The sequence below is a fragment of the Chryseobacterium lacus genome (assembly GCF_003336205.1).
In the GTDB taxonomy this organism is placed as follows: domain Bacteria; phylum Bacteroidota; class Bacteroidia; order Flavobacteriales; family Weeksellaceae; genus Chryseobacterium_A; species Chryseobacterium_A lacus.
On the sequence record NZ_QPIE01000005.1, the window covers coordinates 1 to 24,773 of the forward strand.

At 40.0% G+C, this 24,773-nt stretch carries 24 protein-coding genes; all 24 read left to right on the forward strand.

Translation table 11 applies throughout. The annotated features are described in order from the left end of the window. The first annotated feature begins 110 nt into the window (after nt 1-110). The 24 genes from DQ356_RS07110 to DQ356_RS07225 all read left to right on the forward strand — a co-directional run bounded on the left by DQ356_RS07110 (nt 111) and on the right by DQ356_RS07225 (nt 24,534). Nucleotides 111-836, forward strand: a complete 726-nt coding sequence (locus tag DQ356_RS07110; RefSeq protein WP_228420692.1) for a polysaccharide biosynthesis/export family protein — start codon at nt 111-113, stop codon at nt 834-836. Nucleotides 837-843: 7 nt separating this feature from the next. Further along, nucleotides 844-3,198 carry a GumC family protein gene (locus tag DQ356_RS07115; protein ID WP_114303801.1) on the forward strand — a complete coding sequence of 785 codons (2,355 nt, stop codon included), beginning with the start codon at nt 844-846 and terminating at the stop codon, nt 3,196-3,198. 86 nt (nt 3,199-3,284) lie between these two features. Continuing rightward, the gene (locus DQ356_RS07120) at nt 3,285-3,647 is read left to right on the forward strand and encodes a four helix bundle protein (RefSeq protein ID WP_114303802.1); all 363 of its coding nucleotides are present in this window, start codon (nt 3,285-3,287) and stop codon (nt 3,645-3,647) included. A 242-nt stretch (nt 3,648-3,889) separates the two neighbouring features. Further along, on the forward strand, nt 3,890-5,227 hold the full coding sequence (locus tag DQ356_RS07125) for a nucleotide sugar dehydrogenase (protein ID WP_114303803.1): 1,338 nt from the start codon (nt 3,890-3,892) through the stop codon (nt 5,225-5,227). A 2-nt stretch (nt 5,228-5,229) separates the two neighbouring features. Next, the gene (locus DQ356_RS07130; RefSeq protein WP_166413075.1) at nt 5,230-5,643 is read left to right on the forward strand and encodes a sugar 3,4-ketoisomerase; all 414 of its coding nucleotides are present in this window, start codon (nt 5,230-5,232) and stop codon (nt 5,641-5,643) included. Continuing rightward, entirely contained in the window at nt 5,621-6,037 is a 417-nt protein-coding gene (locus DQ356_RS07135) for a sugar 3,4-ketoisomerase (protein ID WP_114303805.1), read from the forward strand. The genes DQ356_RS07130 and DQ356_RS07135 overlap by 23 nt, the downstream gene beginning before the upstream one ends. After that, nucleotides 6,030-6,494 carry an acyltransferase gene (locus tag DQ356_RS07140; RefSeq protein ID WP_114303806.1) on the forward strand — a complete coding sequence of 155 codons (465 nt, stop codon included), beginning with the start codon at nt 6,030-6,032 and terminating at the stop codon, nt 6,492-6,494. Before DQ356_RS07135 ends, DQ356_RS07140 begins: the two co-directional genes overlap by 8 nt. Beyond that, nucleotides 6,491-7,591, forward strand: coding sequence for a DegT/DnrJ/EryC1/StrS family aminotransferase (locus DQ356_RS07145; protein WP_114303807.1), 1,101 nt, complete (start codon nt 6,491-6,493; stop codon nt 7,589-7,591). The genes DQ356_RS07140 and DQ356_RS07145 overlap by 4 nt, the downstream gene beginning before the upstream one ends. Nucleotides 7,592-7,624: 33 nt before the next feature. Next, a complete protein-coding gene (locus DQ356_RS07150; RefSeq protein WP_228420682.1) occupies nt 7,625-9,091 on the forward strand; it encodes an O-antigen translocase in 1,467 nt (488 codons plus the stop codon). Between the two features lie 58 nt (nt 9,092-9,149). After that, entirely contained in the window at nt 9,150-10,361 is a 1,212-nt protein-coding gene (locus tag DQ356_RS07155) for a glycosyltransferase family protein (protein WP_114303809.1), read from the forward strand. Next, on the forward strand, nt 10,354-11,472 hold the full coding sequence (gene wecB, locus DQ356_RS07160; protein ID WP_114303810.1) for a non-hydrolyzing UDP-N-acetylglucosamine 2-epimerase: 1,119 nt from the start codon (nt 10,354-10,356) through the stop codon (nt 11,470-11,472). The genes DQ356_RS07155 and wecB (DQ356_RS07160) overlap by 8 nt, the downstream gene beginning before the upstream one ends. A 17-nt stretch (nt 11,473-11,489) precedes the next feature. After that, complete coding sequence (locus DQ356_RS07165; protein WP_114303811.1) at nt 11,490-12,575, forward strand: glycosyltransferase; 1,086 nt, start codon at nt 11,490-11,492, stop codon at nt 12,573-12,575. Between the two features lie 122 nt (nt 12,576-12,697). After that, entirely contained in the window at nt 12,698-13,102 is a 405-nt protein-coding gene (locus tag DQ356_RS07170; protein ID WP_166413077.1) for an acyltransferase, read from the forward strand. After that, nucleotides 13,081-14,124 (forward strand): glycosyltransferase, encoded by a 1,044-nt coding sequence (locus DQ356_RS07175; RefSeq protein WP_114303813.1) that lies wholly within the window; start codon nt 13,081-13,083, stop codon nt 14,122-14,124. Before DQ356_RS07170 ends, DQ356_RS07175 begins: the two co-directional genes overlap by 22 nt. Next, the gene (locus tag DQ356_RS07180; protein ID WP_114303814.1) at nt 14,117-15,307 is read left to right on the forward strand and encodes an O-antigen ligase family protein; all 1,191 of its coding nucleotides are present in this window, start codon (nt 14,117-14,119) and stop codon (nt 15,305-15,307) included. The genes DQ356_RS07175 and DQ356_RS07180 overlap by 8 nt, the downstream gene beginning before the upstream one ends. Before the next feature lie 36 nt (nt 15,308-15,343). After that, nucleotides 15,344-16,471 carry a glycosyltransferase gene (locus DQ356_RS07185; RefSeq protein WP_114303815.1) on the forward strand — a complete coding sequence of 376 codons (1,128 nt, stop codon included), beginning with the start codon at nt 15,344-15,346 and terminating at the stop codon, nt 16,469-16,471. 2 nt (nt 16,472-16,473) lie between these two features. Continuing rightward, nucleotides 16,474-17,508 carry a polysaccharide biosynthesis protein gene (locus DQ356_RS07190; RefSeq protein ID WP_114303816.1) on the forward strand — a complete coding sequence of 345 codons (1,035 nt, stop codon included), beginning with the start codon at nt 16,474-16,476 and terminating at the stop codon, nt 17,506-17,508. Nucleotides 17,509-17,804: 296 nt separating this feature from the next. After that, complete coding sequence (locus DQ356_RS07195; RefSeq protein WP_114303817.1) at nt 17,805-18,209, forward strand: WxcM-like domain-containing protein; 405 nt, start codon at nt 17,805-17,807, stop codon at nt 18,207-18,209. A gap of 222 nt (nt 18,210-18,431) precedes the next feature. Continuing rightward, on the forward strand, nt 18,432-19,550 hold the full coding sequence (locus tag DQ356_RS07200) for a polysaccharide biosynthesis C-terminal domain-containing protein (protein ID WP_114303818.1): 1,119 nt from the start codon (nt 18,432-18,434) through the stop codon (nt 19,548-19,550). Between the two features lie 332 nt (nt 19,551-19,882). Beyond that, the gene (locus DQ356_RS07205) at nt 19,883-20,260 is read left to right on the forward strand and encodes a GxxExxY protein (RefSeq protein ID WP_114303819.1); all 378 of its coding nucleotides are present in this window, start codon (nt 19,883-19,885) and stop codon (nt 20,258-20,260) included. 456 nt (nt 20,261-20,716) lie between these two features. Continuing rightward, nucleotides 20,717-21,856: a non-hydrolyzing UDP-N-acetylglucosamine 2-epimerase gene (wecB, locus tag DQ356_RS07210; RefSeq protein WP_114304045.1), complete on the forward strand. Its 1,140-nt coding sequence runs from the start codon at nt 20,717-20,719 to the stop codon at nt 21,854-21,856. A 1-nt stretch (nt 21,857) separates the two neighbouring features. Continuing rightward, complete coding sequence (locus tag DQ356_RS07215) at nt 21,858-23,060, forward strand: glycosyltransferase family 4 protein (RefSeq protein WP_114303820.1); 1,203 nt, start codon at nt 21,858-21,860, stop codon at nt 23,058-23,060. 281 nt (nt 23,061-23,341) lie between these two features. Further along, complete coding sequence (locus tag DQ356_RS07220; RefSeq protein ID WP_114303821.1) at nt 23,342-23,950, forward strand: sugar transferase; 609 nt, start codon at nt 23,342-23,344, stop codon at nt 23,948-23,950. Then, entirely contained in the window at nt 23,947-24,534 is a 588-nt protein-coding gene (locus DQ356_RS07225; RefSeq protein WP_114303822.1) for an acetyltransferase, read from the forward strand. Before DQ356_RS07220 ends, DQ356_RS07225 begins: the two co-directional genes overlap by 4 nt. Nucleotides 24,535-24,773 lie beyond the last annotated feature (239 nt).

Genomic DNA, 24,773 nt, shown 5'->3' on the forward strand with positions numbered 1-24,773 from the left:
AAATAAATTCTCTATATTTGCACAAATTAACTATGAAACACTACATCTCACTCTTTGTTATAGCCTTTTCATCGGCTTTACTCCTGTTTTCATGCAAGCCTAAGGAAAACATGGTGTATCTAGAGCACCAGCGCCAGCAGTACGAGCAACAGGTACAACAGGCTGTGTATCAGGGTTCCCGCCTTCAGGAAGGCGACCTCCTCGATATCAAAGTTACCGCTTATGACGAATATGCCGTCCGCCCCTTCAACTTACACTCCATGAACATGGCCACCAGCTCCGGCAACGCCATCAACAACCAGGCAGCGCAAACTGCCCCGCAGGGGTATTTGGTGGACCGGGACGGAAATATTGTGTTTCCCGTGATTGGAACCATTTTCGTGAAAGGCATGACCAAGGAACAGCTTCGGGCCGACCTCGAAAAACGGTTGCTGCAATACCTGACCGATCCCCTCGTTACCATCCGTCAGCTGAATTTTAACGTGACCGTATTGGGTGAGGTGAAGCAGCCGGGACAATATACCAGCCCCACCGAAAAAGTAACCCTCTTTCAGGCCATAGGTCTGGCAGGCGACATGACCGATTTCGCAGAAAGAACCAAAGTCACCCTCATCCGTAATGAAGACGGGGTAGAGCAGACCCATGTTCTTGATTTCACCGATAAAAACCTGGTGTCTTCTCCCTACTATTATCTAAGACAGAACGATGTCCTTTATGTGCAGCCCGATGAAATTAAAAAACGGTCTGCCAATGTGGATCCCAACCGGAACCTGTATTTCCAGATCGGAGGCATCGCCATCAGTGTCGCAACTTTAATCATCACCCTGACCCGATAAAAACTCCATGGAATATTTAGATGCAATCCCGGCACAGGAAAAAAACGCAGGCGACCTCAAAAGACAGATTCAGCGCTACCTGCGCTACTGGCCCTGGTTTCTGGGCACCGTTCTTGTGGCGCTTACGATCGCTTATATTTACCTGAGGTATTCTACTCCCCAGTATCTATCCAAATCATCCCTTTATGTTCAGACGACCACAGGAGGAAAAAAAGGAGATTTCACCGGTCTTTCCGATATGCAGGCCATGGCACTGCCTTCAGGCTTCGGAACCAATGAGGTGGATAATGAAATTTCCATCATCCAGAGCAAGCCGCTCATGCTGAACGTCGTCAAAAAACTGAATCTGGAGGTCAAACTGGTAAAGGAGGGTAACATTCGGGAAGTGGACTGGTATGTGGGAGCCCCAGTGAAAGGTTCGTTACTGGAATTGAAAAACCCTCGAAACTTCGGTTCCAAAGAATACACGCTCACTCCGTTGAAGGGCAATGCTTTTAAACTCAGCGACGGCAAAAAAGAAATCTCAGGGTATTACGGTACGCCGGTAAAAGACGAGTTCGGATCTTTTATCCTGCACCGCATTTCGGGTACTGCATTCAACGAACCGGTGAAAATGGTCGTCACCAATCCCCGCATCGTCGCAGACCGCGTAGAGGCTTCCATTAGCGTAGTCATTCCACAAAAGAAATCCAGCATCCTCGAACTTTCCAGGGTTGGCGCAGATCAGGTCCGTTCAGAAGATATCCTCAATGAAATCATGGCGCAATACAATGCCGAAGGCATCCGCGACCGGAATGCAGAAGCCGTTGCCACAGCGCAGTTCGTCGACGAAAGGCTGGATCTCATCACTCAGGAGCTGGGCGGCATCGAATCCCAGAAGGAAAACTTTAAAGAGGCCAACCGCATTGCTGACCTTCAGACGCAGGCACAGCTCAGCCTGCAGAACGCCAGCGAGAATACCAAAAAAATGATGGATCTCAGCACCCAGCTGGCCATGGTGGATGCCGTTTTGCAGGCCGCCAATTCTTCATCAGGAGAACAGTTGCTGCCCACCAATGTAGGCATGCCTTCAGGATTGGATCCCATCATCAATGAATACAACCAGTTGGTCATCACCCGCAACCGGACGGCCAAGCAGGCCACCGGTGCCAACCCTTCCATTCAGCAGTTCAACAAGGACATCGCTTCTATGAGAGATCTCATCCGCGACAACCTCAGAAAATCCAAAGCCGGCCTCCAACAGGCCATTGGCCAGATCCAGGGGCAGATCAGCAAATCTTCGGGCGATCTCAGCCGCTTTCCCCAGCAGGAAAGAATGTTCAGAAACATTGAAAGACAGCAGAACCTGAAGGAAGCCCTCTTTCTCTACCTCCTTCAGAAAAGAGAGGAAACCTCGCTGGCGATGGCTGTCACGGCGCCGAAAGCCAAAGTGGTGAATCCGGCCTATACTCAGGGTGCGCCTGTAGCCCCGAAAAAGAATATCGTCTATCTTGCGGCGTTATTGCTGGGGTTATTGATACCCGGAGCGATACTCTACACCCGTTTTGCACTGGATACCTATGTGCATAACCGCAAGCAGATCCGCCAGGCGATTCCTGATGCCGTCATCCTCGGGGAAATTCCCAATGCCGGGAAGGACAGCGATGCGCTCATCAAATACAACGATTTCTCTTCTTTTGCCGAAGCTTTCCGGATCATGTTCACCAACATGAAGTTCATGCTGAAAAAAGTGCCTCAGGGCCAGGCGCCCGTCATCCTCGTCACCTCCTCGGTGAAAGGGGAAGGGAAAACCACGATCAGTGTCAATACTGCGCTCACGCTGGCACAGAACCGCAAAGTACTCCTCATTGGGGCCGATATCCGGAATCCGCAGCTGAAGCGTTTCATGGAAGTGACCCGCATCGGGTTGTCCGATTTCCTGGCAGATGCGTCCATGACTGTGCAGCAGGTGATCGCCGTGTCGCCATTCTCTGAAAAACTGGACATCCTCCACAGTGGCACCATTCCGCCGAACCCGACCGAACTGTTAGACAGCCCGAAATTCGGCACCATGCTCGAGGAACTGAAAACCCAGTACGATTATATCGTCATCGATACCGCACCGGTGATGATGGTGAGCGACAGCTACAGCCTCATGGAATATGCCGATCTCCTCCTCTTCGTGATGCGCGCCGAACACACCGATAAAGAAATGCTGGAGTTCGCCGATCAATTGATGCACGACAAGGCCAAAGGCAAAATGGGCATCGTCCTCAACGACGTTCAGGACATGCACCTCAGCTACGGCAACAAATACGGCTACGGCTACTACACCGAATCCCGCACCAACAAGAAATCGTGGCTGTCACGGATGAAAATATGATGAGCGAATTTGCTGATAAGCGAAAAAGCGAAAAAGCTAATAAGCAAATTTGCAAATTCGCAGATTAATTAACAAATAACTAAACCATGAAACTATTTTATTTTGAAAAACTGGAGGTGTGGCAAAAGTCAAGAAAACTGACCACTGAAATGTATCGGATGACCGCAAGCTTTCCCTCCGAAGAGAAATTCGGAATGACATCTCAAATACGAAGAGCCTCAATAAGTATTGTCGCCAACATTGCGGAAGGGATCTCGAGACCCACTGAAAAAGATAAAGCAAGATTTATAGCCCTTGCGTTTGGGTCAGCAATGGAAGTAATCAGTTTACTCGTTATTGCCCATGATCTGGAATGGATAGGCGAAGAAGTATATGTCAGGCTGAGAGCAGATTTAGAAGAAATATCCAATATGCTGAACAGCTTATACAATAAGTTTGGGAAGAATTGAAGAGTAAATGAGCTAATAAGCTAATTTGCCGATAAGCAAAAAAGCTAATTTGCAAAATGAATAAACCCTAAGCGAGTAACGATTAATGAACCTTTATCAGCAAATTCGCAAATCAGCAAATTCGCTTTATAACAACACTCAAACCCTGAAAACAAAAATGAAACGCTAAACCCTAAACCCTAACGGGTTAATGGATTAAACGATTAAACGATTAATCGATTAAACAACTAAACAAAAAAACAATGACCCATCAAATTGCAATCATTGGCTTAGGCTACGTGGGGCTTCCTTTAGCAAGGCTCATGGCCACCAAATTTCCGGTGGTCGGCTTTGATATTCATCAAGAGAGGATTGCCGAACTGAACTCCGGCACCGATTCGACTTTGGAAGTGGAAGATGACATCCTGAAAGCCGTTCTTGTCAGTGAAAACCCTTTTACAGAACAATCCCCATCTCAACAGGTAAGCGATTCATCAGTTAACCCTTCAAAAGGATTGTATTGTTCCGCTGATACAGACGATATCAAAAGTGCCAATATTTACATTGTAACGGTGCCTACTCCCGTTGACAAGAACAACCGGCCCGATTTAACGCCGCTCTACAAAGCCAGCGAAACCGTAGGCAAGGTGCTGAAAAAAGGAGACATCGTGATTTATGAATCAACCGTCTATCCTGGCGTTACGGAAGAAGAGTGCGTGCCGGTCCTGGAAAGAGTTTCTGGTTTAAAATTTAATGAAGATTTCTTCTGTGGGTATTCGCCGGAACGCATTAATCCAGGTGATAAAGAAAAGACCGTAGAAAAAATTCTCAAAGTGACTTCCGGTTCCACACCCGAAATCGGAGAGATTGTGGATGATTTATACAAATCAGTCATCACAGCCGGAACCCATTTAGCGCCAAGTATTAAAGTAGCGGAGGCCTCCAAAGTCATAGAAAACGCGCAAAGAGACATTAACATCGCTTTTGTAAACGAACTGGCCAAAATCTTCTCTCTGATGGATATTGATACCCACGAGGTGCTCAAAGCCGCCGGCACCAAATGGAATTTCTTGCCGTTCAAACCAGGCTTGGTGGGCGGACATTGTATCGGAATAGATCCCTTTTACCTCGCACAGAAGGCGCAGGAAATCGGATACTATTCTGAACTGATCCTGACTGCCCGAAGGGTCAATGATTCCATGGGAGGATTTGTTGCCTCTCAGGTGATAAAACTGATGATTAAAAGTGATATCAGAATAAATGGTGCTGAAATCCTTATATTAGGTGTTACCTTCAAAGAAAATTGTTCGGATGTGAGCAATACAAAAATTGTTGATGTTGCGAAAGCATTTGAAAGTTACAGTGCGAAGGTAACATTGTTTGACCCTTGGGCTAATCCGGAAACGGTGAACAGTCAGTATTGTTTAGACTCTATACAGCATACAAAAGATTTAAATAGTAGCGAATATAAATTTGATGCGATCGTATTAGGCGTAGCTCATGATGAATTTAAAAGTATGGATTTAGAACCTCTGAAGAAAAAGAATGCTGTGGTTTATGATGTGAAAGGAGTGTTAGATGAACCGACTGCAAGATTGTAATTATGGAACCAAAAATAATTCAGCTACCGAAAATCATTGACAAAAGAGGAAATCTCTCGTTTTTTGAAAACCCGAAGCAACTTCCTTTTGAAATTGCCAGAACCTATTGGATCTATGACGTCCCGGGTGGAGAAACCCGCGGAAGCCATGCGTTTAAAGAGCAACAAGAATTTATTGTGGCCTTGTCCGGTAGTTTTGATGTGGTGCTTCATGATGGGGAAAAAGAAGAGCGATTTTCTTTAAACAGGTCTAATTACGGCCTGTATGTCCCCAAAATGTATTGGAGACGATTAGAGAATTTTTCTACCAATTCGTTAGCACTGATTGTTTCAGACAGAGGGTATGATGCAAATGATTATATACGGGATTTTAAAGAATTTAAAAACTTGAGAAATGGATCAAAAATCGGTTTTTGAATGTTCGGTAATAGATTTGGGGAAAATCAGTTTTCCCGAAGGAAATCTTACGGTTATTGAAAATAATTCGCTATTTCCCTTTGATGTAAAGCGGGTTTTTTACTTATATGATATTGCAGGGGGCGAAAGCAGAGGAGCGCATGCGCACAAAGAATGTCACCAATTTCTTATTGCAGCTAGTGGAAGCTTTGAAGTTGAATTGGACGATGGAACGTACAAAAGACAAGTTTTTTTGAATCGACCCAATTTAGGTTTGCATATACCGCCTGGAGTTTGGGCTTCAGAAGTTAATTTTTCTTCGGGAGCAATTTGTTTGGTTTTAGCATCTCATTGTTATAATGAAGCGGACTATATTAGGGATTACCAAGATTTTAAAAATTATATCAATGAGTAAAATTCATCCCTTGTCTGATGTACAGACTGCAAATATAGGAGTTGATACTTACGTGTGGCAGTTCTGCGTTATTTTGAAAGACGCAGTCATTGGTAATAATTGCAATATCAATTGTCAGGTTTTCATTGAAAACGATGTAATCATTGGAAATAATGTTACGATAAAACCCGGAGTTCAGATCTGGGATGGAATTCGAATCGAAGACAAAGTTTTTATTGGCCCAAACGTAACTTTTACCAACGATCGTTATCCGCGTTCCAAGCAATATCCGGAAGAATTTCAACAAACCATCATTAAGACAGGAGCAAGTATTGGCGCAAATGCAACCATTTTGGGCGGGACTACCATTGGCGAAAATGCCTTAATTGGTGCAGGAAGTGTGGTGACCAAAAATGTTCCGCCAAATGAATTATGGGTTGGAAATCCTGCAAAAAAAATTAGAAATATAAAGAAATGATTAAATTCCTTGACCTGCAAAAAATAAACCTTTCTCATCAAGCAGAAATTGAAGAAAGGCTTTTAAATACTTTCCGCTCAGGATGGTATCTTTTGGGAAACGAAGTAAAAACTTTTGAAGAACATCTTGCTTCCTATATCGGAGCTAAACACGCCATTGGTGTGGCCAACGGGCTGGATGCGCTGCGTCTTATTTTAAGGGCTTATATTGAAATGGGAGTAATGCAGAAAGGTGATGAAATCATCGTTCCGGCCAATACTTATATCGCTTCTATTTTAGCGATTTCTGATAATGGATTAGTTCCCGTTCTCGTGGAGCCTTCCCTTTATGATTACAACATTGATGTTACAAACATAGAAGAAAAAATCACGTCTAAAACCAAAGGAATTTTAATTGTTCATCTATACGGAAGAGTTGTTTTTTCGGAAAGATTAAAAGAAATTGCTGAAAAGCATCAGCTGAAAATAATCGAAGACAACGCACAAGCCATTGGAGCAGCATGGAAGGGAATTAAAACCGGAAATTTAGGAGATGCCGCTGGTTTTAGTTTTTATCCCGGGAAAAATCTCGGCGCATTAGGTGATGCAGGTGGCGTAACCACCAACGATGAAACATTGGCAAAAAATATCAGAGCTCTTGCCAATTATGGTTCCAACCAAAAATACGTGAACATTTACCAAGGTTTGAATTCCCGTTTAGATGAAATCCAAGCGGCCGTTTTAGATGTGAAATTGAATTATATTGATGCAGAAAACAACCGCCGAAAAGAAATTGCAGCACGTTATATTGCAGAAATAAAAAATCCAAATGTTATTTTACCAGAAAATCCTTGCGACACTGCAGAACACGTTTGGCATATCTTCATCATCAGAACAGAAAACCGTGAAAAGCTACAGAATTATTTAACCGAAAATGGGGTACAAACCTTGATTCATTATCCAATTCCACCGCACAAACAAGAAGCCTATAAAGAATGGAATGATTTATCATTTCCCATTACAGAAAAAATTCATGACGAAGTATTGAGTTTGCCGATAAGTCCGGTGATGAGTGAGGATGAGGTGAGTGCCGTCATTAGTGCATTAAACAACTACTAAGTGTCAGAAAACCAATCTTCATACCGTCAAATTATGAAGGCCACCTCTATATTTGGAGGTGTTCAGGTATTTAATATACTTATTCAGATTATCCGTTCTAAAGTTGTAGCAGTATTATTAGGGCCTACAGGAATAGGAATTTTGGGATTACTACAAACTACTGTCGCACTTATAGGAGCCGCGACTAATTTTGGATTAGGAACCAGTGCAGTACGTGATATTTCAGCACAACACGCTTCTGGAGATCAAGATAAAGTAAAAGAAATACTCTCAGTTTTCCGAATGCTGGCCTTGGGTACAGGTATACTTGGAATGTTGGTTACTTTAGTGTTGTCACCCTGGCTCAGCCAAATAACTTTCGGAAATGAGGAGTTTACGTGGGCATTCAGAGTTCTTTCCATTACCTTATTAGTTTCTCAGCTTGCAGCTGCACAAACTGCTATCCTCCAAGGTTTACGACGAATACAATTGATGGCAAAGGCAAGCATTTACTCATCTGCACTCGGCTTGCTGATTACTTTACCTTTTTATTATTTTTTCTCTATCAAAGGAATTGTTCCGGCTTTGCTGCTAACCTCTGGTGTTATTTTCTCTGTACAGTTTTTCTATGTAAAAAAAGTGAACATCAGCACCTATTGGCTGCCTTACAGAAAAGCTATCCGGTTAGGCAAGCCGATGTTAAAATTGGGATTTATGCTCAGTTTAAGTGGGATTATTGTTGTAGCATCATCTTATCTTGTTCGCGTATTTATAGTTCGGTACGGCAACCTTTCTGAAGCGGGACTGTATAACGCAGGATTTTCTATAATAACAGTATATGTAGGTATGGTATTTACCGCTATGAGTACAGATTATTTTCCAAGACTCTCGGCTGTGAATATGGAAATGGAAAAATATAATGAACTCATAAACCAACAAAGTGAAACGGCTTTTTTAATATTGTCGCCCCTTATCTGTGTGTTTCTGATTTTTATCAATTGGGCTATTATCCTCTTATATTCAAATCAGTTTTTGCCCATCACCGAAATGGTGCATTATGCTATATTAGGAATCTATTTTAAAGCACTCAGTTGGTCTATGGCGTTTCTGATTTTAGCTAAAGGTGATTCTAAGGCTTTTTTTTGGAATGAATTAGTGGCAAATTTGTATCTTCTTATGTTCAATTGTGCGGGTTATTATTGGGATGGATTGAGAGGTTTAGGATTAAGTTTTTTAATAGGTTATTTGCTTTATTTCCTTCAGATTTATTTTTTTATTAAATTTAAGTACAATTTTTCCTATAATAAAAAAATGGCAATAATTTTTTTAATGCAGCTTCCACTAGGAATTATTTGCTTTTTTGTATATTACTGCTTGCAAGGATTGTGGATGTATATATTAGGGAGTTTTTTAATTTTCATAAGTGGAGGATTTTCATTCTATGAAATGAATAAGTCTATGAATTTAGTTCAAAGTATTCAATCTAAGTTTAGGAAAAATGAAAAAAATATCGATGTATAAAAATTTTATAAAATGTCTTTTATCGTCAATATAAAGATTACTTTTAAACCCTATCAATATGAAAGACCATAAAAATTCACAATCTGTAACTTTTTTTTATCCTAGCAAAGTTGTTGGTGGAGCTGAATTGTTATTTTATAGATTAGCAGTAGCATTATCAAAATTTGAACATTTGAATGTAAATTATATTGATTTCAAAGATGGGTTTATAGCCAATGAAATTAGAAAAAGAAACAATCGTATTCATGTAATTATATTTAAGAAAATCAGTAAAATTCATCTTAAGGATACTGTATTAGTTTGTCCTTTGTCTTATTTATTTGAAGTTATTTTTCATTTGAAAGGAAATTTCAGGATTTTTCTTTGGTCTATACACCCCACTGCTTTGGAAAGTAGAATTATTGCTGTTCAGAGAAGATCACTCAGAAAGTATAAAAATTCAGAATTTGGAGAAGAATTAGATTTAATGATTAGGAAAGGAGGCCTATACTTTATGGATTTGCCTAATAGAGATTATCAACGTAATCTTTTTAATCTTAAAAATACTACTGAGGAATATCTTCCCATCTTTGTGCCGGAAACTAGCTTAAAAAAAAAATACAAACAAATTGAGAATAATAAAATTAATGTTGGGTGGTTGGGAAGATTATGTACTGAAAAAACCAATGCTTTAATGAATGTTATTGAGCATTGTAATTTATATTTAATTAAATATCCGGAAATTCATATTACTTTGCATATCATCGGAGACGGAGATGATAAAAAACTTATTGAAAAAACAAGAAAGGAAGAAAGGTTAAATGTTATTTTGTTGGGAACGTTAACTGGTGCATCATTGTATAATTATCTTATAGAAAATATAGATTTAGTCTTTGCTATGGGAACTTCCATATTAGAATGCAGCAGTTTAAGTTTAGCAACTGTTGCAGTAGATTTTTCATATTCACCAATTCCAACCTCTAATAAATTTAAGTATGTTTATGAATTGCAGGGCTATTCTGTAGGAGAGAAATATGATCCATCTAATATTTACAAACATTCTTTTGATGATGTAATAAATGATATAATTTACGGGCAGGTCAAGAATCATGGCTCCCTCTGTTATGAATATTTCAGGAGGAATCATGATATAGAAGCTGTACAGACTAAGTTTATAGAACGATTAACAAAAAATAATCTTTGTTCCAATGATATACAGGAATCAAAGTTTGCAAAATTTAAATTAAGTGTTTCTTTAAGTAAATTAATTTCATATATTAAAAATGCGTAAAAATCTCATTATTTTTGGAACAAGACCTGAGGCTATTAAAATGGCTCCTCTTATTAAAGAATTTAATAATCACCCTGATTTCCAAACTAAAGTTTGTGTAACAGCACAACATAGAGAAATGCTTGATCAAGTATTAGATTTTTTTGATTTAAAACCTGATTATGATTTGAATCTTATGAGGCCTAATCAAAATCTTTATAGCTTAACAGCTGATATTATCACTCAGTTAAAAACAGTACTTGAGGATTTTGTTCCTAATTTTGTATATGTTCATGGAGATACCACTACCTCAATGGCAGCTAGTATTGCAGCTTTCTATTCGGGTTCCAAGGTTTGTCATATAGAAGCTGGTCTACGCACAAATAATAAATTGTCTCCTTTTCCAGAAGAAATTAATAGACAAATAACTAGTAGAATAGCAGATTATCATTTTGCTCCTACAGAAATATCTAGACAAAATCTATTGAACGAAGGAATTTCTAAGGATGACATTATTATTACTGGAAATACAGTGATTGATGCATTACTCATTAGTAAAGAGAGGGTTGCTAACTTAAACAGCAAGGAAATTAATAGTCTTAAAAATTTACTGAACTCAGATAAAAAAACAATTCTTGTCACAGGTCATCGAAGGGAGAATCATGGTGAAGGTTTTATCAATATCTGTGAAGCATTAAAACAAATAGCTCTTGAGTTTCCTGATGTGCAAATTGTTTATCCCGTGCATTTAAACCCGCATGTGAGAAAACCAGTATATGAGATACTATCAGAGATAAAAAATATCTTTTTAATTTTGCCTTTATCTTATCCTGCATTTGTCTGGATGATGAAAGAATGCTATATAATAATAACAGATTCAGGCGGAGTGCAAGAAGAAGCACCAAGTTTAGGAAAGCCGGTTTTAGTGTTAAGGGATACTACAGAAAGACCAGAAGCAGTACAAGCAGGTACCGTAATTTTAGTAGGAACGGACAAAAAGAAGATCGTAAATGAAGTTACTGAATTACTTAAAAATAAAAAAAGGTATGCTAAAATGGCGGAATTACAAAATCCGTATGGAGATGGGAAGGCGTGTAAGAGAATTGTAAATTATATGCAACAAATTTTTTAAATTAATTTATTACAGAGATGAAAATAATTTCTATTTTCTGCAAAGGAAATATAACATATATTCCTCCGGTCTATAATTCAGCGTTAGCTTTGGTGAATGCTGGATATACTGTAAAATTATATGTTGGAGAGGTACATAATGATACAAAGGTGTTCTTAATGAATCATGGATACGATAGACTTGAAATTATTGACTTTCAACTTCATAAGGAGAATAAACTTAATAAATGGAGGAAATTCCGAATAGTTGCCTTTCAAAATCTTGATTATAATACAACAGTCTGGTATGCTACTTTAGATACAGCAATTGCACTATATGGCAACCATATGAAAAAGAATAAGTTTATCATTTCTGTTTTGGAACTTTACGATTCTGCAAGTTCTTACACCAGATTTTTTTTAAAAAAAATTCTCCCATTGGCTGCTAAAGTTGTTGTACCGGAATTTAACCGTGCAGCCATTCTAAAAACATGGTATCACTTGGCCGAATTGCCTGTGGTTTTACCAAACAAACCGTACATCATTGAGCTTCCGGATGAGAGCGAACATATTATTCAGCTCAAAGAGAAAATTACCCAGTTTGCTAAAGGCAGAAAAATTGTTCTTTACCAGGGTCTCATTACCAGCTATCGTAATATTGAGAATGCGGTAAAAGCGGTAGAAATTCTAAAGGAAGATCATTGTGTCGTTCTTATGGGACCGGATTATAATTATGCTGATAAATTGATCGAAATGGGCGGAACTGATCAGGTTCTATACATTGGGAATGTCAATGCACCGAATCATCTACATATTACAAAGATGGCAGACATTGGTGTTGTCTCTTACAATTATATTGATCTTAATAATATATTTTGCGCACCCAATAAGATTTGGGAGTTCGCAGCTTTTAGTAAGCCGATGTTAGGAAACGATATTCCTGGGCTTAAATACACGATTGAATCTAACGATGCCGGTATCTGTGCAGATACGCAGAAACTAGAAAGTGTTAAAAATGCATTAGAAGTTATTTCCAGCGATTATGAAAAGTTTTCAGCTAACGCTTCCAAGTTATTCAATTCAGTTGATCTCAAGAAAATATCAATAAAAATAGTAAATCTATGAATACGTTTTTGCTGTATCTAACAAACCATTTTGTAAAATGCCTACCTTCATCAAGATTTTTCGGTTTAAGGAGGTTTCTATATTCCAAATGTGGTGTACAAATTGGCAAGAATACTAAACTTATGAATATTAGAATTTCAACAGCTGGTCAGATAATTATTGGAGATAATACCTTTATTGGCGAAAATACATATATTACAGGAGGTAGATGTACTATTGAAATTGGTAAAAATTGTGACATTTCTCATAATGTAACTATAACGTCTGGTACACATGAAATGGAGCCAGAGAACATCCGAATGGCAGGAAAAGATATCTGTAGGAAAATAAAAATAGATGATGGAGTCTGGATCGGGATTGGAAGTATTATTCTTCCTGGAGTTATTATAGGAAATAAAGCAGTAATCGCTGCTGGATCTGTCGTTACAAAAGATGTTCCTCCATACAGTATAGTAGGTGGCAATCCAGCTAAAATTATTAAGAAATACAATACAGATGAAAAGAAATGGGAAAAGATTTTAAGATAGTTTTTTTAATTATTGATTATGTTCCTCATCAGGTAAATTCAATTTCATCTTTCATTGAATTGTATGATGCGAACATACTTTCTTTTAATGTAGGGAGATTTATAAAAAAAGTTCCCTTATTCAAAAATTTTACGAACTTCTATTACAAGGATTTAAAAAAAGAGGATATCTTAGAGAAAATTATAATTTTCCAACCTGATATTGTGGTGACTGCAGGCTGGATGATTCCTGAATACAATTGGATCTGTAAACATTTAAAAAAAAGAAGTGCTATCCCGATTGTGGCAATGTCCGACACGCCTTGGTACGGTACATGGAAGCAAAAAATAAACACCGCAATAGCTCCTTTTCATATAAAAAAAGCATTCACGCATTTGTGGGTCGCAGGAATCAGACAATATGATTACGCTCGGAAATTGGGATTTACAAACCAGAAAATTCTTTTTAATTCGTTATCAGCAAATATAAACAACTTTTATAAAGTTTCAATTGTAGAAAAAAGAAAAGACTATCCTCGTAACTTTTTATTTATTGGAACTTTCTTACCAGTTAAGGGGTTAGAAAACCTTATAGCAGCTTGGTCATCTATAGAAGATAAAAAGGGGTGGAGTTTTACGGTTGTGGGTGAAGGTCTGTTGAGAGAAAAATTGTTGACTGCTGATTTCATTGTAAAAAATTTTATGTCTCAGGAAGAACTTGTTTTACAGCTACAGACTGCAGGTTGTTTTGTTCTTCCATCATTAAAAGAGACTTGGGCAATTGTAATACATGAGGCTGCCGCTGCGGGCCTGCCTATATTATGTACAGAAACGTGCGGTGCAGCATCACATTTTGTTATTAGTAATTACAACGGTTACCATATTAAGGATAACTCAGTAATGGATTTGAAAATGAAGCTTGAAAAAATAATAAATATGGATAATACTGAACTTATTAAATTTAGTGAGCGAAGCAGAGGTTTATCGAACGTTATTAGCCCAGAGATCCATGTAGCAAGCTTAATGCAATTATTGAATGCTTAAGCTTAATCATCTAAATTTAGTTCAGTGTTTGGTGATTATGCTGTTTGCTTTAGCACCTTTTGTCATGTCCATTTCCAATTCAGAGATGACAGAGATGCTTACTATACGAACATTACCTCCAATCACTTTAACTATTGCCTCTGTAATGCGGTGGATTATATTTTGCATCTTAGCTGGAGTGTCTATTTTATACCTTAATACAAAGAAGGGGTTTAGGATCACTACACCTGTATATTTCATATCATTATTTTATTTTGTACAATTTTGTTATGCGTTGGTTGAAGGGGTTGATTATATTCGTTTCTTTTCTTTAAGCGTTTTAAGTTTGCTTCTTCCTCCAATTATAGGATATGCAATAATGCGAAATCGCAGTATTACAAAATTTTTCATTTACTGTATTGCATTCTTTATTTTTCTTTCAGTTTTATTAAATGGTCATTTAGTGCTAAGTGGCCATAGGTTTTCGGGCTTTGTCAATAATTCTAATGCTTATGGCATTTCTACGGTATTCTGGCTTGTAATTCTGTTTTTGGTAAATCAATCTCAGTCGGTTAATAAAAGATGGTTTTATATTATAGGCGTTGCTATTTTTTTAACAATGCTGTTTGCTGGTTCTCGGAATGCGATGGTAGGAGTCTTGCTGATCTTCATTTTGGAGTACTTTAATAAGTTAAAATCTTTCATACGTAGCATAGTTTTATTGATTTTACTATTTACTATTGTTTCTTATTTTTTAGATTTATCATTCGTTTTGGGGCGTTTTGAGAATTTGTCAGGAGCAGCAGCGGATTCAGGAAGAAAAGACATATGGAAGGGTGCCTATTTTGCAATAAATAATAATATGTGGTGGGGCAATGGAATGGATGCAAACGAAGTGATCGCTGGTACTGGGAACATGCACAACTGCTATATTCGGTTTGTATTGAATATGGGTATAGTTTTTACAGTGCTCTCCCTCCTTATGTATTTCTTATCCATCATTACATCATTTACACAAAAACACAAGGTTCCGCTTATTTTGGCAGGGTATCTTGTGGTGTATGCTCTTATGAATCTGGGTGAGGACTATTTTGTCGGAATCGGTTCGTCAGCCTTTATATACATGTTGTTCATCTATGGATTTATTAATTATTATTTAACAAAGCAGGATGCTGTTACAAATAGTACCACGAAAGTGAAATAGTGCAAACATTTTTATAAATATATTTATTACAAACGTATGAAAATAATTTTCCCCATAGGCGCATTCTTCCCTTGCCAGATCGGTGGCCAGGCCAGCGCAGTGTACTGGCATGTTTCGGCATTGGGTCAGAAAGATATTGCGTGTGATGTATTTACAACGATGTACGGAATAGACAAGAGTGAGGTCGTGAGTGATCAAATTATTCCCACAGACTACGGTAGCGTTTACTATTCGAATAATACCTTCAGTTTAAAGAGTTTGCGTTCTGTTTATGAGCAGATAAAAAAAGCAGACCTTATTCATCTAAGTGGAATGTTCAACATTCCCTCCACCATCAGCTTGCTGATGAGATCGCTTCTGTTTCCAAGAAAACCTGTGGTTTGCAGCGTGCATGGCGAGCTGAGTCCAGATGCACTCCGCTTCAGCCGTCTGAAAAAACAGCCAACTCTCTTGCTGTACCGGTTACTTTACAAAAGAATTCTTTTTCATGCTACGTCCGATAAAGAGAGAGAAGATATAACTGCATTTTTTAAAGGCAGTAAGGTGCTGCAGGTTCCCAATCTGATGCATCCTGCCGATTTTGTGGATAAACCCAAAAAAAAGCAGTTTTTATTTATGGGCAGAATTCATGAAATAAAAGCCCTTCATAAATTTATTAAAGCGTTGGCTTTAAGTAAATTGTTTAAGAATTCAGACTTTGTTTTCGATATTGCAGGTTCACACGAAGAAAGACATGAGGACTATTTTCAGGAATTGAAAAAACTTATTACTGACCTTAACCTGGATCACAAGGTGAAGTTTTCAGGACACATTACCGGAGATGAAAAAGAAAGCAAATATGCAGAATCTTGGTTCTTAGTGCTGCCCAGCGAAAGTGAAAATTTTGGCAATGTGGTGGTGGAAGCGCTGAATCAAAGGACGCCTGTTTTAGCTTCTTTGGGAACCCCCTGGTCCATTTTGGAAAGTTACCGCTGTGGCTTCCACACGTCCAATGTTCCCGAAAATTTGGCTCTGTATATTGACCGCATGATCGCGATAGACAGTGCCGAATATGATGAGTACTGCCAGAATGCTGCAACCTTGGTAAATGAAAAATTTAATATAGAGACCCAGATATCTGTTTGGACCGAAACCTATAAACAGTTATATTACGCAAAACAGTAAATATGAAAATCCAGAATAAAACCCTTCTCATCACCGGTGGCACCGGCTCTTTTGGTACAGCCGTATTGAATCGGTTTCTGCACACCGATCATTTCAAAGAAATCCGCATTTTTTCGCGCGACGAGAAGAAGCAGGACGATATGCGGGTCCTCTATAAAAATGATAAAATCAAATATTACATCGGCGATGTGCGCGATTATTCGAGCGTGGAACCCGCCACCCGCGGAGTGGATTATATATTCCATGCCGCTGCGCTCAAACAGGTGCCCTCCTGCGAGTTTTTCCCGATGCAGGCGGTGAAAACCAATGTGGAAGGAACCCAGAATGTCATCCGCGCTGCGGCGTACAATAAAGTGAAAAAAGTCATCTGCTTAAGTACAGACAAGGCTGCGTATCCCATTAATGCGATGGGCATCTCCAAAGCCATGATGGAAAAAGTAGCCGTAGCTGAGTCTCGAAGCCTTACGGACACGGTCGTTTGTCTGACCCGTTATGGGAATGTAATGGCTTCCAGAGGTTCCGTCATCCCTCTGTTTCTGAACCAGATTAAAAAAGGGGAGAAGATCACCATCACCGATCCCAACATGTCCCGGTTTTTCATGTCGCTGGAAGATGCGGTAGATTTGGTTTTATTTGCGTTTGAAAATGCCAATCCGGGAGACTTGTTCGTCAATAAAGCACCGGCTGGAAAAATAGGGGATCTGGCGCAGGCCCTCATAGAACTTACCGGCAAGGAAGTTCCGGTAAAGATTATCGGAACCCGACACGGAGAAAAACTCTACGAAACCCTCTGCACCCGCGAAGAAATGCTGTATGCCGAAGACATGGGCGATTTCTACCGAATTCCGGCCGACAACCGCGATCTTAATTACGCCAAATATTTCTCCGAAGGAGAACGGGATATTTCCAAAATTGAAGACTACCATTCCCATAACACCGAACAGCAGGATGTGGAAGGCCTGAAAAAACTCATCTCCACCTTGCCACTTATCCGTAAGGAAGTCTTTGGTGAGGACGTGCAACAGTATGCGGAGTAGTAGTTTCACGCAGATGAACGCAGATTTAAAAGCGCAGATGAACGCAGATTTAAATTAAAAAACATCACCGAATTGATCTGCGAAAATAAAATCGGCGTGAAATAAGCAAAAAAGCAAATAAGCAAAAAAGCAAAAAAGCTTCATAAACCATTAACCGATTAAACCATTAACCCTTTTCTTGCCTTTTGCCCTTCAATCGGCGTGAAATAAAAAATAAGCTTAACTACACGAAACTTTTGCCTTTTTACTTTTACCTTTTACCTTTGTCAATAATCATTCAGAAACAGTAACCATCAATGCTTTTACCAGGAAATAAACACAAAGACCACCGCGGCATTATCACTTACAACAATGATTTCGATGCTTCACAAATTAAGCGGATTTACACCATAGAGAATCATTCTCCGGATTTTATCCGGGGCTGGCAGGGACATCAAATAGAACAACGATGGTTCGCCGCCATGAGCGGAAGTTTTGAAATTCGGGTGATCAAGGTGGATGATTTTGATAATCCCTCCAAAGATTTATCTCAGAATAAATATATACTGACCGCGGAGCGATTGGATTTCCTACATATTCCGGGCGGATGCATTACAGCAATCCGTGCTCTGGAGGAAAGCAGCAAATTATTAGTACTGGCAGATTATGGCGTCGGCGAAGTACAGGACGAATACCGATACCCGCTGGATTATTTTCAGTAAGAAGGGCTTCGACAGGCTTAGCCTGACAGGAAAAAGAAAAAGGTAGAAGTTAAAAGTTAAAAGTAAAAGGAAAAAGTAAAAAGTAAAAAGTAAAAAGTAAAAAGTAAAAAGAATCTTATATCTCTTTGCGATCTGTTAGAACCACGTGAAAGAAAAAAATAAACTTAACCATGCGAACCCTTTTACCTTTTACCTTTGTCAATAGAATAAAAGCCAAACCCCATGAAAAAAATAGGAATTACCGGCCAGGAAGGATTTGTCGGAAAACATTTATACAACACCCTTGGATTATATCCTGAAGAATTTGAACAAATTCCGTTTGAACGCAACTTCTTTGAATCCGAAGAAAAACTCGACGCCTTTGTTTCCCAATGTGATGTGATTGTTCACCTGGCAGCGATGAACCGTCACGATTCTGAACAAGTGATTTATGATACCAACGTTGCGTTGGCAAATCAATTAGTAGATTCACTGAAACGAACAGCATCAAAAGCCCATGTGCTCATTTCATCCTCAACCCAGGAAGAAAGAGATAATCTTTACGGAAAATCAAAACGTGAGTGTAGAGAAGCTTTGGTGAAGTGGGCAAAACAAAGCGGAGGTAAAATCTCAGGCCTCATCATTCCCAATGTTTTTGGCGCTTTTGGAAAACCATTTTATAATTCTTTCATTGCCACTTTTTGTCATCAATTAACACATGGTGAAACGCCAACGATTGCCAACGACGGCGAAGTAAAGCTCATTTATGTGCAAGAACTGGTGGATCGAATCATTGAGGAAATCAGAAATGGAAATTCAAGTCCGGAATTATATATAGAACCGACAGCCACCAAAAAGGTATCGGAAGTATTATCTTTATTAACGGAATACAAAACTAAATATTTTGACGGAGGCGAAATTCCCGTCATCAATAATACGTTCGAACACAACCTGTTCAATACCTTTCGCTCGTATATGGATTATGCAACCCATTTTCCGGTGAAGTTCACACAGCACACCGATCCCAGAGGCGCATTTGTGGAAGTCATTCGATTAGGAATAGGAGGGCAATGCTCTTTCTCGACCACAGTGCCGGGAATCACGAGAGGAAATCATTATCATACCCGGAAAATCGAAAGATTCGCAGTCATCAAAGGAAAAGCTCTGATCCAACTTCGTAAAATAGATACCGATGAAGTCCTCAATTTCCACCTCGACGGCAACGAACCCGCTTATGTAGATATGCCCATCTGGTACACCCACAACATTAAAAACATCGGCGATGAAGAATTGTACACCATCTTCTGGATCAATGAACCCTACGATCCCGCCGATGCGGATACGTACTTGCTGGAAGTGTAGAGGGGTTCTCGCAGATTTGGAAAGGTTCTCAGTAGAAATGTTTTGTTTCACGCAGATGTACGCAGATTTAAACGCGCAGATTGCCGCAGATCTTAAAAGCATCATGCAGATGCCTAAAATAACAATCAGCATGAATGTGCGTGAATTAAAATTAACTTGAAACAAAAAAACTAAAATGAATCATTAGGAGAACGAAAATCTCCGAGAAACAAAAAACCAGCATGAAACAAAAAACCAGAATGAATCTTTATCTGCAAAAAATCAGCATAAATAATTCACGCAAATCTGCGTGAAACAAAAGCATCAAAATAAAAAACCAGAATCCAGACACTATGGAGGAAAATAATATATCTTACCTGATCAGAGGATGTATATTTAAGGTCTACAATGCAGTAGGCCCGGGATTATTAGAATCTGCCTATGAGACAGCTCTTGCTTACGAGTTACAAAAGGCAGGTTTACAAGTTCAAACGCAGGTAGTATTACCCTTTCAATATGAATCAATATCTTTGGATGTAGGTTACAGAGTCGATATTCTGGTAGAAAACAAAGTGCTCATCGAAGTTAAATCGGTAGAGGAACTGGCAGAAGTTCATTTTAAGCAATTGACTACTTATTTGAAATTGTCAGGTTTAAAATTAGGAATTTTAGTTAATTTTAATACTGCAGAAATTAATGAGTCCATTAAAAGAGTGGCCAATAAATTATAATCATGTAAATGTAATAAGCTTAATTTGCATCAATAACGCTGCGAAAATCTGCGTGAAATAAAAAACATGAATCATTGGGAACGAAAATTAGCGAAGATCGGAATCATCATAAATTTGCATCAATAAATCTGCGAAAATCTGCGTGAAATAAAAAACAAGAATCATAGGAGAAACGAAAATCTGCGAAAATCGAAATCATTATAAATTTGCATCAATAAATCTGCGAAAATCTGCGTGAAAAAAAACATGAATCATTGGGAAAACTAAAATCTGCGAAAATCGAAATCCGCATAAATTTGGATAAATAAATCTGCGTGAATCTGCGTGAAAAAAAACATGAAACATAGGAGAAACCAAAATATGCAAAAATCAAAATCATCATAAATTTGCATCAATAAATCTGCGAAAATCTGCGTGAAAAACACCTTGAAAGAAAACAATCAGCGAGAACCCACTATGAAAAAACTTAAAGTCATGACCGTCGTCGGTACCCGACCCGAGATCATTCGTTTATCAAGAGTCCTTATGGCGCTCGACCAATCCGAAGCCATCGAACACACCATAGTCCACACCGGCCAGAACTACGATTACGAACTGAACCAGATCTTCTTTGAAGATTTAGGCCTACGCAAACCCGATTATTTTTTGGAAGCCGCAGGGAAAACTGCCACAGAAACCGTCGGGAACATCCTGATTAAAATCGACCCACTGTTGGAAGAACTACAACCCGATGCTTTTCTGGTTTTGGGCGATACCAATTCGTGTCTGTGTGCGATTCCTGCCAAAAAGCGTCACATCCCGATTTTCCACATGGAAGCAGGTAATAGATGTTTTGATCAGCGGGTTCCTGAGGAAACCAACCGCAAAATTGTGGATCACGTCTCTGACATTAACCTCACCTATTCCGATATAGCGCGAGAATATCTATTGAGAGAAGGCCTTCCCGCCGACCGCATCATCAAGACCGGTTCGCCCATGTTTGAAGTGCTGAACCATTATTTGCCTCAAATCAAAGCTTCGGACGTGTTAAAGAAACTGAACCTGGAAAAAGGAAAATATTTTGTGATTTCTTCGCACAGGGAAGAAAACATCAATTCGGAGAAGAACTTTCGTGGGTTGATGGGCTCCCTGAATGCGATCGCTGAAAAGTACGGATATCCGGTGATTGTTTCCACGCATCCGCGAACCCAGAACATGATCAATAAAATGCAGATCGAAATGCGGCCCGAAATCCAATTGCTGAAACCCCTCGGTTTCCACGACTATAATGCACTGCAAATGCACTCCTACGCCGTATTGTCCGACTCCGGCACCATTTCTGAAGAATCCTCAATTCTGAACTTCAGAGCCTTGAACATTCGCCAGGCGCACGAAAGGCCGGAAGCCATGGAAGAAGCATCGGTCATGATGGTCGGCCTCTCACCGGAAAGAATCCTTCAGGGTCTCGTGCAGGTGCTGTGCCAGGAAGTCGGTGACACCCGCAACTTCAGGCCGGTAGCCGATTACTCGATGCCGAATGTATCGGAAAAAGTGGTGAGAATTATCCTGTCGTACACGGATTATGTGAAAAGAACTGTTTGGTCTGAAAAAATATAAGATGAATGTACTTTTTCTGACATTGGTAGAAATTAATTCTGTAGAAGAACGTGGAATTTATCAGGACTTACTGCGAAAGTTCAGGGATGAAGGCCACAGCATCACCATTGTAAGTCCTGTCGAACGGCGGAGAAGCATCAAAACAAACCTGACTGTAAAAGAGGGGATTACCCTGCTTCAGGTGCAGACATTGAATATACAGAAGACCAATATTGTAGAAAAAGGAATCGGTACGCTGGCTTTGGAGTATCAGTATCTCAGAGCTGTGAAGAAGTATCTGATAAAAGAAAAGTTTGATTTGGTGCTGTACTCCACGCCTCCGATTACTTTGGTAAAGGTGGTAGAATATATTAAGAAAAGAGACGGTGCATTCGCCTACCTGTTGTTGAAGGATATCTTTCCTCAGAATGCGGTGGATATGAAAATGATAGCCGAAAATGGTTTGATCCACCGTCAATTTCAGAAGAAAGAGAGAAAGTTATACGAGGTTTCAGATGCCATAGGCACCATGTCTCCCGCAAACGCCGAATTCGTTGCACGGAATCATCCGTATTTAGATGCTTCGAAAATTGAAGTGAATCCTAACTCTATTGTACCGTTGTATCTGAGCTACACCGAAGAAGAGAAAAAGCGAATTAGACAAAAGTATGACCTGCCAACGGATAAACGGCTATTGGTTTACGGGGGAAATTTAGGCAGGCCACAGGGCCTGGATTTTTTACTGGAAACCATTACCGCAGTTTCTTTTGAACAGGCCTTCTTTTTAATTGTTGGTGAAGGGACGGAGTACAACCGCATCCAGCAATGGATGGAGAATAATAGACCTGTCAATGCGAAACTATTAAGAAAACTGCCCAAAGAAGATTATGATATGCTGCTTTCTTCCTGCGATATTGGGTTGATTTTTTTAGACAGGAATTTTACGATCCCGAATTTTCCGTCCCGGTTACTCTCTTATCTGGAAATGCAGATGCCCGTGATCGCTGCTACAGACCCGAACACTGACATAGGCGATATCATTGAAAAACACAGATGTGGATACAAAGTGCCTGCCGGTGACAGAGAACGGATGGTGACAGTAGTGGACTTGTTGATGGATGTGGATCTTGCTCAGTACAGACAGCCCTGTAAAAACCTGTTGGAGAGCGAATATCATACCCGCCGGTCTTATGATATTATTATGAAATGGTTTCATAAGAAATAATTCCACTCCATAATTGGTGGTTATGATCGGGTACCCTCTTTCAGGCTGAGCCTGACGAAGCCTTCTCACCCTTTAAATCCCGGCACATTTTACTTCGGATCTAAAGGGAGCTGTGCCGTGATTTTTTATCTCACCAACAGGTAAGGGAATAGATTTTTCTCACCCTTTAGGGTTGGGGGAAAAGAAAAATCGGTTCCAGTACAATCAAATCCAAGCCATTAACCGATTAATGTTTAACCATTTTTCCTTATTTTAGCCCTCTAAACCATGAACTCCCTTCCATGTACAAAAATGGATTAAAACGCTTCTTCGATTTTTTGGCCGCTTTCACAGGCTTGCTCATTTTAAGCCCCGTATTTGTGCTGGTAACGGTTGGCTTGTATTTCGCTAATAACGGGAAACCTTTTTTCTTCCAGACCCGCCCGGGAAAGAATGCCAGGCTGTTCCGCATCATCAAGTTCAAAACCATGAATGATAAAAAGGATGCGCAGGGACAGTTGCTGCCCGATGCGCAGAGATTAACCAAAATAGGGAATTTTGTGCGCAAAACATCTTTGGATGAAATCCCGCAGCTGATCAATGTCCTGAAAGGGGAGATGTCATTAATCGGTCCCCGGCCGCTGCTTCCGGAATACCTGCCGCTTTATTCGCCTGAACAGTACCGCCGGCATGAAGTGCGTCCCGGGATTACCGGCTGGGCACAGGTAAACGGCAGAAACGCCATCAGTTGGCAGCAGAAATTTGAGTATGATGTCTGGTATGTAGATCACCTGAGTTTTACTCTGGATCTGCGCATTCTTTTCCTCACCCTGAAAAAAGTGGTCATCAGTGAAGGAATCAACACGGATGGGCAGGCCACTACCGAACGTTTTAAAGGAAATGCGATATGATTATATTTGGAGCCAGTGGACACGCAAAAGTCATCCTGGATATTTTGCTCGCAAACAAAAGGGAGGTAGAGAAAATCGTTGATGATGCTCCTCCGGTGGAGGAGATTTTCGGCATTCCGGTTGAACGCTGTGTTGAAGTGTACCCTGAAGAATCCGAGGCCGTCATTGCCATTGGCAGCAATACAACCCGGAAAAAATTCGCTTTGAAGTATCCGTTGCACTATATGAGCGCGGTTCATCCGGCCGCAACGGTATCGCCCTTTTCAAAGGTAGGCGATGGTACCGTAGTCATGGCCTATGCCGTCATCAATCCCGGAGCGCAGATCGGGCAGCACTGCATCATCAACACGGCGGCCGTCGTAGAGCACGACTGTGAGCTGGCAGACTATGTTCATATTTCCCCGAATGCAGCACTGGCAGGAAATGTCACTGTAGGCGAAGGCACCCATATTGGCATCGGAGCCTGTGTTATTCAGGGCATCACCATCGGCCAATGGTGCACCATCGGTGCCGGAGCGGTCATCATCCACGATGTTCCGGATGGCACCACCGTGGTCGGAAATCCCGGCAGAATCGTGAAGTAATACCCGAGTTCTTACCCTTTCAGGAAGGTGGCTTCATGCTGTTCACCTTTGAATCGGAACAAAAAATGGATCAAAAAAAACAGATTTTCCATCAGAAAAAGGTAATAATGGTAGGTTTTTTGGTTGAAAAACAAGTTTTTAGGGAGGAATTCGGTACAAAAAAAGCAGAAAAAGTTTAATAAAAGGTGGGGGAATCAGAGGTTCTGACAAAAAATGACGGTGTTTTTGGGTGAAAATAG